This is a genomic window from Flavobacterium sp. LHD-85, assembly GCF_030929595.1.
Classification (GTDB): Bacteria; Bacteroidota; Bacteroidia; order Flavobacteriales; family Flavobacteriaceae; genus Flavobacterium.
The window spans coordinates 1-12,708 of sequence record NZ_JAVFVR010000019.1 but is presented as its reverse complement, the minus strand read 5'-3'; the positions used below and the strand labels follow the sequence as shown (position 1 = coordinate 12,708).

At 42.4% G+C, this 12,708-nt stretch carries 5 protein-coding genes and 1 pseudogene; 2 read left to right on the top strand and 4 right to left on the bottom strand.

Annotated elements, in window-relative coordinates; translation table 11 throughout:
• Window positions 1-225: 225 nt before the first annotated feature.
• From RB618_RS22290 to RB618_RS22275, 4 genes are all read right to left on the bottom strand, one after another.
• Entirely contained in the window at window positions 226-4,017 is a 3,792-nt protein-coding gene (locus RB618_RS22290; RefSeq protein WP_308070833.1) for a hypothetical protein, read from the bottom strand.
• 457 nt (window positions 4,018-4,474) lie between these two features.
• Window positions 4,475-8,368: a sacsin N-terminal ATP-binding-like domain-containing protein gene (locus RB618_RS22285; protein ID WP_308070832.1), complete on the bottom strand. Its 3,894-nt coding sequence runs from the start codon at window positions 8,366-8,368 to the stop codon at window positions 4,475-4,477.
• Between the two features lie 293 nt (window positions 8,369-8,661).
• On the bottom strand, window positions 8,662-9,651 hold the full coding sequence (locus RB618_RS22280) for a hypothetical protein (protein WP_308070831.1): 990 nt from the start codon (window positions 9,649-9,651) through the stop codon (window positions 8,662-8,664).
• A 62-nt stretch (window positions 9,652-9,713) separates the two neighbouring features.
• Complete coding sequence (locus tag RB618_RS22275; protein WP_308070830.1) at window positions 9,714-10,898, bottom strand: Shedu anti-phage system protein SduA domain-containing protein; 1,185 nt, start codon at window positions 10,896-10,898, stop codon at window positions 9,714-9,716.
• 734 nt (window positions 10,899-11,632) lie between these two features.
• Here RB618_RS22275 and RB618_RS22270 point away from each other — a divergent pair.
• The gene (locus tag RB618_RS22270; protein WP_308070829.1) at window positions 11,633-12,043 is read left to right on the top strand and encodes a single-stranded DNA-binding protein; all 411 of its coding nucleotides are present in this window, start codon (window positions 11,633-11,635) and stop codon (window positions 12,041-12,043) included.
• Window positions 12,044-12,118: 75 nt separating this feature from the next.
• Window positions 12,119-12,595, top strand: a pseudogene (locus RB618_RS22265) (DUF932 domain-containing protein); the annotation flags it as partial.
• Window positions 12,596-12,708 lie beyond the last annotated feature (113 nt).

Below are 12,708 nucleotides of genomic sequence, written 5' to 3'. Positions count from 1 at the left end.
GTTGTCTGGTTCTTTAGATTGTATATGAGACTGTTTTTTGGGTTTGGTGTTTTTTTTGGGAGCTTTTTCCCGCTGTCCGTTTCAATCTTCTGCGCCGAACCCCGGCGCAGAAGGATTTCCGCTTCTATCGGGGCTAGGGACGCACAAGGCCCTGTTTTGTATTTGGAAAACTTACCTGCTTTATTCTATTGGAGTATCGCGATAACGTTGATGGAACATTCGCCATCAATATTCCAGACGGTCACGTTCTGCCTGATTGTCATGATGTCCGGCGACTTCCAGATACTGCTCCGAAATTTGGATAAAAATTTCAGACAGGCAGGGATGCCTGTTTTTATGCAGTCTGGCCAGCTTCTGAAAATGGGCGGCATTGTTTTTCTCAATGGTTCCCCCTTCAAAAGGGCTTCTGGTGGTAGAGCCTCTCTTGTTGGTAACGGTCACCGCGAAATTATCCTTGAGGCTTGGGGTGTTGATGCGCTCAATGATTTGGCTGATTTCATCGGGCGGCCAGCATTCTTTGTCTTCTTCCGAAAAATAAGCCAGGAGCGTTCCGATATGCCTGTCAGCAGCCTCAATGCGGTCCGCTTTTTGGGCCAGCTCCCTCACCACCAAAATCCATTGGTTCAGTACGCCGTCATCAATTGTATTATCGGGACGGACTCCAGGCACCTTTTTAAAGTTATCCAGTAGCTCGTAACACTTATGGGCAAGGTGCTCAAGGGTTTCCTTAGGCATGATTTTCCTTTCGGGCTCGATATTTTCGTCATCTGCGGGCATGTAGAGCCAGGAGAGCACATCGACAAAAAAATGGGGGTTTTCAGCGAGCTCATTATAAAGGTTTTCAGGACTGTAGCCTGAAGAGTAGGAGCTGAGCACTGAAAGATAGAGCCATTCCAGGTCGAGCAGTTTTTGTTTGTCCATATCTTCGCGTTTTGCAATTTCTTTAAATAGGCCTGTGATCTCATTTGGCTTGAGAATAAAATCATCTTTGGATTCTTCAGTCGCTGTACTGTGCAGCACTGAAGAGATCATATCGGTTGAAAGTTGCTTTTTAATATAGTTTGCCGCCCTGACGGCGCTTTTAAATCTTTTGTGCTCCATCAATTTATTTATCCCTGTGGTGCCTTCCTGCGAAGTAGTGCGCAAAAAATAGGGATCCACTGAAAGCCAGTAGGCTTCATTAAGGCTTTCGCTTTTATTTTCGATAAACTTCCATAGATCTTCTGAATGCTCCACCTGGCTGAAAAGCGCGCACAGCTCCAGGTTGTCCAAATTAAGCTCATCCAGCCTAGGGAAGAGATCAAAAAGCCATTGAATGCCGTGGTGTACGGTTTTTCCCGCTATATAAAGGCTGACAAAATTCTTATTTGCATTATGGTTTTTTAGGGATGCAGCTATCCTTATTGTTTCATCCTCTGTCTGTTCGGTTTTGGACAGCACGAAAGCCAGAATCTGCGAACTTTCGGCTTTGTCAGCCAGTTTGATGATTCCGTCAATTCCGATCTGTGGCTTCAGAATCGCAATAGCTCCCATACGTGCTTTCATCACTTTGGCATTGTAATCCTGATCATCCCTTTCATCGTCCTCGGTCTCCAGAGTACCCTGGGGGAAATATAGCTGAAACGAATCAAAAAGCCACTTGTATTTAGCAGTGGGATCATCAGGCTCCAACGCTTCATAAACGGACTGATAGCGGGCCAGAACCTCTTGCTCAAAGGACCAGTATGCATCGGGATAGGACCGGTGATGGTTCAGAATCCTTCTTGTTTCGTCTCGGGAGAGGGTACTGTCTTTAGGTATTTGCGCATAATTTTTTTCAATGAAAGCCAGCAGTTTGTTGCGGTGCTCAGAAGACAGCATCTCAGAGGAATGTCTCAGGATTGCGGCAAGCTTTTCATCGCTGTTGTCAAACATTTCGAGCAACAGGTCCGAAACCGCCTGGAATGCCGAGAGTTTCTGTTCAGCAGAATCGGTCGGCGCGGTGGTTTGGTCAGAAAGGCGCCATCTCATTTTGCTGGTCTGCATCCAGTTATCATGATTTTTCGGCATGAGCTTTCTTAATAGTTCCCAACCCTGGACGGGATGTTTTTGGACGGCTGACTTTAGCGTTTCCATACGCTCCTCAAGGGACGCGGATGTCTGAGGGCCCGAAGGTCTGTATATATCCACCAGGCTTCTGGCAGGCCTGTTGCTCAGATTTCCTCCCGGATCCAGCTCAGCCAGCCTCAGCAGGATATCTGTCGCCTGAAAAAGATATTCAGGAAGCCAGGCAAGACCTTCCAGCGCCCATAGAAGTCCCGTGTGGCTGCTGGTTTCGCCTAAGAAACTTTTATTGGTCCTGAACATCCCCATAATTTCAGGCTGGTCTTTCTCAAGGGAGTGCTGGGCCGCCTTTATGAAACTTTTCGGGGATGCCTCAGCAATCAGGGGAAGCTTTTGGTTGGTCCTGCGCCACAGGGCATCATCGGCATCGAAGAGCAGACCTGCCACTGTCTGGTCCACCCAAGCCTGAGGTCTGGGAAGGATAGCGGGATTTATGTATTCTCCATAAAGGCTGATCATAATCAGTGTCTGGACAAGTCCTTCCTGTGCCCAAACGGAATATTTTTTTGGAGGTTTGGATGAATAGGTTATTCTTATCATTTCGGTTTCCCCGCTGTTTGAGGCATCATTAAATACCCCAGCAAAAGATGCTGCAAGGACAGCAAGGTCATTTTTTGTAATATATTTTGATACGCTGTTCCAGAGATCAAGAGGGGAGGTGAGCCTCCATGTGCCGCCGATCTGCAGTATGGGAGAGTCTTCAAAGTCTTTCCATCGGTACAGGATGTCCATGTAATTGTCAAAGGGCATGCAGGCGAGTTTTTCCAGGATCTCGCAGTCGCCTGGATTATGGATATTCCATCTTCCGAGAATAAGGGCAGGGATGATTTCGCGTATTTTCTCCGATTTATACCAGGGAGCCTTATTGTCAATAAATTTCAAGAGCCTTCTCAGCTTATTGATATCCCTTCCGGCTTCCCTGCTGTAGCGTTCGGCTTCATCTCTGGCCAGTCCCATTTCAGTGAGGCCTTCCACTTGTCCCTCTCTGCCTATTGTCGGCAGGGCAATGCTCTCACGGCTTATCTGGTCATCTGCTCCTGCAGGGATAATCACGTGATGGCCTTGTGACACCGCGGCGGCAATAAGGCTCCTGTCATCGAATTTGGGTATCAGGTTTAATGGCGTTTTGGCATAATTCAGCGAAAGGGTCCTGAAGCTCTCTTCTTTTTCGGCGACCATTGTTTTTGAGAAAAAACGTTTTTTTTGATCTTCCCCGAAAGAGTCTGCAGCGGCAATTATAAATGCAAGGGCCTCAGTTTTGGTTTTGGCCTGAACAGTGATAATGCCGGGATTCCCGTCCAGGAAGCCGCACAGCTGGTCACTTTCGCCGCTGCGCCCTGCAGTTATGATTTTCGGAACAAGCCGGCCGGCGTCCCCAGTGGACCATTCTGCCCAAAACTGTTCTGCGTCCAGAGCTCCTTCCATGGGCGCCTTTCCTATTTCTCTGGCAAACCAGACTGCAGCGGGACCGGAATGGTCCAGCCACTGCATCAGATCAACCGCATCAAGCACCAGAATGTCCTTCCATAAATTCAGCTTGAGCTTTTCGAGCCTCCAGTCTTCTTTACCTTTCCAGAGCCTTGGCGTCGCAAAGACATAGGTGCAGTCTGAGGCATCATGCCCTAATGGGTTTGCGGCCCTTTTATCAAAGTCCTTATCGGCTTTAGTCTTGAAATCCTTATTGGTCCCGAATTCCCACAGCGATGTGCCGGCAGGCACATACGGCCTGTGCTGCTCAGACCATATTACCCCGTCCCAGCCGGGAAGATAGACAGCGCTTCCGTAAGGTATGTTGATTTGCGCTCCGGGAAGGGTGGAAAAATAAACGAGCTTTGAAATCAGATAGGGAAAATATCCCTTTCCTTCATGTTTTTTAGCCCAGTCTTCTATATCCGTTCTGTCGATTAATTTCATGGGAATACATTTAAAAGTTGGTAAGTAATAAAGCATATTTATCAATTCAAATTTATGCAATATCATTAAGACATTCCATCTTTATAGTCGAAAATTCTTAACATTTGAAGCGATGAAATAGTACTTGCGCCAGTGTATTTCCAATAGGGCTTCTGCAGGTATAATATACCCCAATCAAGAGCCAAGGAAGACTGCAATGTGCAGACCGAGCTGTTTATAAATTTGGGACCTTAAAGCAGGCAGTTGTTTAGAAATTGAAAAGTGGATTATCTTTTTGGCCGGTGCAATTGAAAAATTAGCTAATTTTATGTGTAAATTTAAATATTCGATATTATGTATATTGATTATCAGGACCCTAATATTTTTCAGACTGACTATGTATACCGGATTCACAGCTTTTTTTAGAAAAATTAAAGTTATAAAAACATTGCTTTTCATTTAATGCGTAAAGCACTTGTTAGGGAAGGAAAACATCAATTGGGAATTTTAAAAGCTTCCCGGTTTCAATTTCACTTCTAATATCATCATTTCGCTCCAGTCTGCTTTGGGAACTGCCAGCTCCATATATCCTGAATATTGTATAATTGCTCCCATGTTCAAACATTTTTTTCCATTCTCCTTCTGAAAGCTTGATCATATCTTTTTCCATCGAGGGTGTGCCTTTTACTTCGATGCATCTTACGTTTCCATTCTCAGTAACTGTGAAATCATATGGGAAATAGCTTTCTTCAGTTTCATTGTGCCAAATAATCTCTGTAAAATTCTCCGGTTTGCTCATCAGGTATTGGTTGACATATTCCTCAGACCAGCGGCCGATATCAATTTTCACCTGAGAATTTGTAATTGGCTCATAAGTTCGGCCTGTATTAACAGCGGCGTCTGCAAGCTTGTTGATAACGGCTGTGACATTTGTAAAATTAATATCCTGCACTTTTACTTCAGGGACAAAGGGACGTTCAGAATAGCTTTCAAAAGAGACATCTATTCCTGTGTATGGGCTTTCAGGGTCTGTCCCGTCATTAGAAGCTATTGCTTGATCAGCTGCATCTAAGTGGTTTGAAAATAATTCGTCCTGCGTATCAATTTCTTCGACCGCATAGCCCTGTGCTTTCAGCCATATAAAAGTATCCTCAGGTTTGAGCTGCATTAGAAGCCCAAACTCCCTTTCCATATTCTCGAATTTCAAAAGGCTGCTGAGGCTGCTGCTTAAGCTGTATATGGTCAGAGGCGAATTCCATTTTCCCGTAAAATAAAACTCTCCAGGCTGGCCAGCCCAGCAGTCAATTTTTGAATCTACAACCACTCCTGAACTATCCTTATAAACCAAACTGATGGTCTCCGCATTAATGAATGCGGTCTTTTCAAACACTGCTACGCAGGAAGCGAGTATTTTCAGGTATTTTTCAGTGCTTTTTTTGGAATAGATAAGCGCAATAAATGCTGCGCGTTTAAGAAGTGCCTGTCGCAGGCTTTCATCTTGTGAAGCTCCGATGGGCACAAACTCCAGCATATCTCGGGTGATTATCGGAATGCTGAAAAACTCGGCCAATGCATTAATTTCGTCCCTTGAATGTTTGCCTGATGTCTTAAGAAACCTGTCAGTCCCCATGGGCGCCTGCATATTTTGTACGGCATATATATATAATTGGCCTGCGGGCATAAAAGTGTTGTCGATTGTCAGCAGATGTCCTGTATCTTTCCACTGGGTAATTTCCGGTCTTAATGACTGTACCTTTTGGGAAGGAATGCTGATAAGCTGGTCGTATATAGAAAAGAGCTGTCTGTTTGTATCGCTCTCAAGAGGCAGGGCGCTCACTGCGCTGAGAAGCATAAGGCATTCATTTGGGCTGATCTGCTTTTTGAAAGCAAAAAAATCAGTCTGCACTGCTGTCATTGCTGCAGGCAGATCTGCCACAGGAAGATGTTTCCCAACAATTGATTTGAAAGACGGTGCAAATACTTCCTGCGATTTGCGGCATATGCCGTCTGTACAGGGAATGCAATCGAAATTCTTGAAATAATATTCTATATAGCTTGGAGCCGCGGTATTTCCTCGGTAATAATAATATACAGATTTACTGCACTTGGCGGCAAAGTCATCCCAATTTTCCAGCGTTCTGGTCCAAAATAATTTAGCGAAATCCCTGTTTAGAAGATGGTCCCTAAACTCAATGGCTGTAAAATTCTGAATGTAGTGCTGGCCACTGTTGCGGTAAGGATAAAAGGCGCTGGGATAAGCCGTTGTACTGTCCAGCCAGCTGAAATAAGGTGCAGCTTCGGGATGATTTCTCTGAAAAGCATTTCGTTCTACCGTTTCTTCAATTAAGTCTACTGAAATACTGTCTCTTACTCCGATTCTTTTTAAAAACTGTTTCCAGTAGGTAATATCTTCCGGATTCTCAATGTAGTCTTCAGAAACAAAATTTGCAAGCGGCAGAACTGCAGTTAGGTTGTTGTCAGGCCTATATTGATCGGAAAGATAAGATCGGGCGGGGAGCTGCATTCCGTTGGCAGTTAAAAGATGCAGTCCTCTGAGTTCAGCGTAATCTTGATCCGATAGCTGTCCGGACTTGTAATTTTTGAATATAAACCGGGTCAGGTTTAATCGGTTTGCAAGGGTTATTCCGCTATTTTTGACCATCGGCAGTACAGCTTTACGCAGAATTTCGATATCTAAAGGTTCGCGGACTCCAAGAGACTGAAGCCAGCTCATCATATCTTTATTTTCTCCGTAACTTGCAAGAAGACTGCTGTGTATATAATTTAGGCTGCTGAAATCAATATCGGCTGCGGCATTGGCGGAAGGAAAGAAAATTTCACCTGGCGTGCTGAACTCCCCTGATTCATCTAAGATAAAAGGTGCCGTTGTAAGCGGCTGCCTCCAGCTTGGGTTTTGATTGTTGATTGTCTTATTGAAAAAGAATCGTATCAATTCGCCAGCTCTTACTGTATCGTTTATTACCTTTGAGTGAACCAGATCGATCACCTGTGAAAAATCAAATTTTTCCGCCCCAAGAGCAGTGAGTCCAGTCTGGGATTCCATCCTTAGATCCACAACCCCGTGGGTGTCTGACACTTCCATGTAATTGGTTATAAAGGAAGCATGAAAATATTCTGAAAAACCAATGCTGTCCAAAACTGCATGCGAAATTGTTGTCGTGCCGGTCTTATGCTGCTGCGGCAGAAAATCTATTGTAGCGGCAGCCGCTTCAAGACTTTTATTATAGGCGGCATCGATCAGTGAAGGTGAGTACCCGGAATATTTTCCTTTCAGCAGCTTCAGTACATCAAACTTGTAATCTGTTTGCTGCAGCTCTTTAAACCATTCCAGCTGTCTGGCTGCGATTTGTGTAAATAAAAACTCATTCCATACATTTGGCATAAGGGCCGTGCGCTCGGCGTTAGTCAGAAAATCCCCATTGATGAGAAATGGAAATTTTTTTTCTGCTTTTGTCGGAAGGTAGGAATAAATTACCGCATTGTTTACTGCGGCAAGACGTCCGTCCTTAACCTGGGTTGCAAATGTAAGTTTGGTGGCTTGTGCATCTTTTAGTTTTTGGGGACATTCAGTATCAGATAGCTGTGCGAGCTTCTCCGAGAGCGTCTCTGTAATTGCAAGTTCCATCGACTTGAAAATCCATGCGCTTTGCAGTATGCCGTTTTTATACAATTCGATTGTATCTCCAACAGGATTCTTAGTGACTTCAAATATTTTTTCATCTCCATCAAACAGGGTAACAGTTTTGACTTTCCTTAAAAAAAGAATGATCTGGCAGTCTTCAAAAACTGCCATTATTTCGCGCCTTATATTCTCTCGGCTGTTGATTCCAATAATGGTATTTACCCGTTCATTATCAATATAAGGGCTAATTTCTGCTGTCGGCTGATCTGTCCAGATTGGAACAACCTGCCAGGGATATTCCTCGGGATTAGCAAAACCCTCATAGTTTCTGTCAAAACGAAATGAGAATCCGCCTGAGACAATATGTGCATAATCAGAGCTCCCAAACACCGATTTAAAACCAATGCCCTTGTATCCCGTTTTTTCGGTGTTCTTGTCCTTGGCGCTGGCACGGCTTCCAATACCGGAAATCCCCTGTACATCTTCTGGGGAAAAATGCTTGCCGTCGTGCGAGAATACCAGGTGATTTTCCAATAGCTGAAAATTCACGCTGATTTCTTTTTCCCCAGAGGATGAATCATCAGCATTCTGCAGAAGCTCAAAAACAAAACGGTTAACTTCTCCAAATACAGTTTTTGATAAAACATTCAGCGTACGGGCAAGGTCCATAGAATTGCTGTCGTTTTTAGCTTTCTCATTATGTATTCTGTCAACAAATTCTTTATGCATAAGCCCGATAATTTAAATCATACTTTAAAAATGTAAATGTAAGGGAATTATGCGTTTTAACAAGAATTAGGGTCTGTAATTTTTCCTGCAGCAATGCTTTGATTTCTTGCATTGACTTTAAAATTTTAAAGCTAAGATGCTAATTCTAGAAGAATAATTTGCAGAGAACTGACTGTTTTTTATCCCCGCTTCATTTTAATAAAAATTCTAATGCTTGCGGTTTGTTTTAAGCAAAAGAGGGCCGTATGCTTCGTTTTTTGTATTTCAGGAGCAAAGGCAGTTCCTCTCAAGAGCTACCATTTTAGATTTTGCGCCCAGTTGTTATCATCGGATAATTTTTTTTCGCGGCAATAGCTGCAGTTGTATCTGATTCGAAAATTCTGGATAGGAAAGGCTTCTTCTTGGGCGTAGGACAAATAATTTAGCAGTTTAGAATATCGTCTTACAAACGTGCCGCACTTCGGGCAGAAGTTCGCCTGATATTGCTCGCCTGTAATTCTGCTCTGGTACTTACTGATCGCTGCGCCTTTTTCTGCGGCAAATGTAATTTCGGAGGGACTGAATTTCTCGGGCCCAAATAAAAATTTATAAGCTCCATTCTTCATTAGGGCAGCTTTCATGGGGCTGTAGCAGTTCCAGCATTTTCCATCTACTATAGACATAATAATTTTTTGCTGGAAATTATCGCAGACACTGCATTTTGGGTTCGGACAGAATTTAACCAGATCAGGTTCAGTGAGTTTTTGCTCTACAAGATAAATATCCTCGTCCGATTTAAGGTTTATCTGGATTAGTATTATTTTGTTTTCAAGATAGTAGTTTATGACGCGCTCACTTGGCTCATGGGTCACTACAATTTCAATAGCCGCAAATATCTGTTCGTTTTCATCTAAAAGCGCAATGTCCGGCCTGCAGTGCTTTAAATCATATTCCAGTCTAACCGATTTTAGTTTCTTAGTGTAATTGCCAGTGTGCCGGTCCCTGCAGAAGCCGCAGCGCCAGTTAAAATTAAATGGGGCTCCAGCTTCCAAATAGCGGTTTAATTTTTCTGCCGCTAAAGTTTTAAAGCCAAAATGCAGAGCTGTTTCAGGCTGGCAGTTTGGAGCCATGGATTTATGGGCAAAATGGGGACGTTTTGTGCGCGGGCCGGTTTTTCCGCTTTTTTTGAGCATCAAAACATTATTGCAGTTCACACAATAATACAGGCTCCCCTTTGCAGCGTTAAGTGCAGTAAAAAGGTTTCCTTCTGGGTCTTTTGCAATTGCGTATAAAATATCATTCATAGTGACTCTATTCAAAGTACTACTGCGAAAGTTCTGGTAATGCAGCTGGTCTAGCTGCTGTCTTATTGCGTTTGAATCCTATAGAGTTGGAATCTTGCCATGTCGATAAATTCATCATATGTAAAGACAGTTGTATCTCTTATGTTTCTGAGTTTCGCACGTTCTTCAGCATTAAAATCTTTGCTGTGTCCAATTATCAAAAATTTTCTTGGGTGCAGAACTTTTATTCCCTTATTTTTTTCAAGCCAATCCGTATTTGCTTTTTGGCTGCACCAATACGCATAAGCATCTAATTGTGAAATTGCAGTGTCAATTTCAAAAGAAGGATGTCTCCTTTCCAGCTTTCCAACCATTGGACTGTTTTTTAAATACGGAAGTTTAAATTCCATAATGTCTGCGTAACCATCCATTCTTACTGGCAGGAAATCAGGTTTTAGGTTGTTTAGTTCAGTTTCAAATTGCCATTCTAAAATTATCTCTGGGTTCAGTTGATGAACCCCAAAAGCTAATTGCAGTATTTCAGGATTCTGAGATAAAAAAGCTGTTATTTGCGTTTCATTTATATCTGGCAGATTAATGAATTCGATAAATTCATTTAATTTTGAATGAAGTTTAACTTTGTATTTAGGGACTTCATAATTAACAATAAAGTCTGCAAATTTTTTCAAGGAATTATTATCATGATAATATATTTCTCCATTTTCTCCTAAAGGAAAAATTTCCATAAAGTCGATATGTTTGATTTTTAATCTATCATTTCCATCAGTCCAAAAAAAGTTTGTATTTGAAATAAAAATTGGTCTGGTTGGTTTTGAAAAATCAATGAATCCGTTCAGCATAAAAAATTCATAAGGCATTTGAGTCATATCATAGAAGTAATCTGATAGATAAGTCATTGATTTGCCTAGGAAAAAGCTCATGTTGTCCATATCTGTTTCTATTTGCATTTCAAGAGAGTTCAGATGTTTTATTTGTATATCTAAAAAATCATATACATCCCAGGTTGGCTGATATATGCCTTCACATCCAAAATCTGATTCTTCATCTTTGTTTGGACCAATATATTCTACAGCTAGACAATTATCTAATATCCCAATTCTTAATTTGTACGGATAAGGAAATGCTGGATTTAGACTGCTTCTCACTTCAGGTTTATTTGTAATATAATCATGTATTGGAGAAAATACATAGTCTTTAATGTCATTTGAAGTTTGTTTGATAAAAACTTCTAATTCTTCCTTTGTCATATCACTTATGTTTTTAGTTCTTGGAGGTTGCCGCAGCCAGCTAACTTATACCGGTCATAAAACTGCACAATATGACTTTTTTTAGCTGGATTTTTAAAATTACTAGGCTTGTTAGCGAATATAAGAATAATATGCTAAATCTCTTAGTTGTCCAGTAATAGTTATAAATTAGCTGTTTAACTTGTCCTTTAGCTGTTTTTTCTACAGTTGAAAATAGCATTTTAATATTATTTTCTCAAGAGCTGACTTTCGAGCGGCCTAAAACCTATGTGATGTATTTTTGAATTCACCTCGATGCTTATTGCTTCACTTCGTAATTACTGCTTATCCATACTATCCCAATTTCTTCCCTTTTGCTGTTGATCAAAGACCCTGTATGCTTCTGTTTTTTATTTCAGGAGCAAAGGTAACTCCGTGTTCTTTACGCGCCGGCAAGGCCGTGCCTTTCAGGTTTGATAAAAAATCTCCACCCATCCGGGTCGTATTTTTTATCAAAGCCTTGCTGTTGCTAAACACTAACCTTTTTATGCTCATGAAACAAAACACAGCATACGGCGGCTCTTTAGACGAATAAAAAAAAATGTCAGAAATGACCCTTGAAATATTGAAAACAGACACAATGAAACAAAACAAGCGCCGGCTCTCATTGCCGAATAAATTTCAAAAAAAATAAAATTAAAAGGCAGAAAAGCGGTGCGGGGAAAAGAAAGTATAAAATTTAAAAACTAGAAATCATGAACATCACAGGAAGAGTGACAAGAGATGCGAAAGTTAGCACCTTGTCAAACAGCAGACAGGTAGTTAATTTTTCAGTAGCGGTAAACGAAAGCTACAGAAATAAAAAAGGGGAAAAAGTAGAGCAGACCACATTTTTTGAATGTGCCTATTGGATAAGCGCCAAGGTAGCGAGCATCCTGACTAAAGGGGCGCTTGTGGAGCTTGCAGGCAGGGTCAGCGCAAGGGCGTGGAGTGGCACAGATGGCGAGCCACGAGCAGGACTGAATTTTACCACCTCACAAATCACTCTGCACGCAGGGGGAAGGAAAGCGGAAAACCCGCAGGAGGTTCAAAGCGCAGAGCCTGCTGTAGGGGGAGAAGATAAAAAGCTGACCGTAAAAGAGCCTGAGGATGACCTTCCGTTCTAATGCTTGCAGGCAGGGGTTACAGTAGGCTATACAAAGCATTCTAAACCAATTATAAATTTTTAAAAATCAAATATCATGGCACATAATATCAATTACAACAGCCACACAGGAAAGTATTCTTTTTTCAGCGTAAAAGAAAAGGCGTGGCACGGGCTCGGGCAGATAGTGGAGCAGTATCCGACAAGCGCAGAAGCTATCAGGCACGCAGGGCTTGATTACGAGGTGGCTAAAAGTCCGCTTTATACTAAAGGTTCGGGCATAATACAGACCGCTGAGAGCATTGAGATGGGAAGCATCGAGCTTGAAGTGCCTGACTACTTTGCCAATACCCGAACCGATAACAATGCCGTTTTGGGCGTAGTGGGCAAGGACTATCAAATCGTGCAGAACCGTGAAGCGTTCAGTTTCTTTGATGCCATAGTGGGGGGAGGCGACGGCATCCTGTACGAAACCGCAGGGGCACTCGGACAGGGAGAGCGCATCTTTATCACAGCCAAACTACCTGATTATATCAGAGTAGGCAAAGGGGATGATGTAACCGAGAAATATATTGTGCGCCCATAAGGTTGTGTAGTGAATGCAGTTTTGGCAAACTGCTGAGCAAGTGTTCAAACTGCTCATCAACATCCGATTTATCCAAAGGGGAAACCTAATGGGGAGTGTAG

Excerpts from the sequence above, each read along its gene's own strand:
- RB618_RS22280 (WP_308070831.1), bottom strand. The coding sequence starts at position 9,651 with ATGAATGATATTTTATACGCAATTGCAAAAGACCCAGAAGGAAACCTT.
- RB618_RS22275 (WP_308070830.1), bottom strand. The coding sequence starts at position 10,898 with ATGACAAAGGAAGAATTAGAAGTTTTTATCAAACAAACTTCAAATGAC.
- RB618_RS22285 (WP_308070832.1), bottom strand. The coding sequence starts at position 8,368 with ATGCATAAAGAATTTGTTGACAGAATACATAATGAGAAAGCTAAAAAC.
- RB618_RS22270 (WP_308070829.1), top strand. The coding sequence starts at position 11,633 with ATGAACATCACAGGAAGAGTGACAAGAGATGCGAAAGTTAGCACCTTG.
- RB618_RS22290 (WP_308070833.1), bottom strand. The coding sequence starts at position 4,017 with ATGAAATTAATCGACAGAACGGATATAGAAGACTGGGCTAAAAAACAT.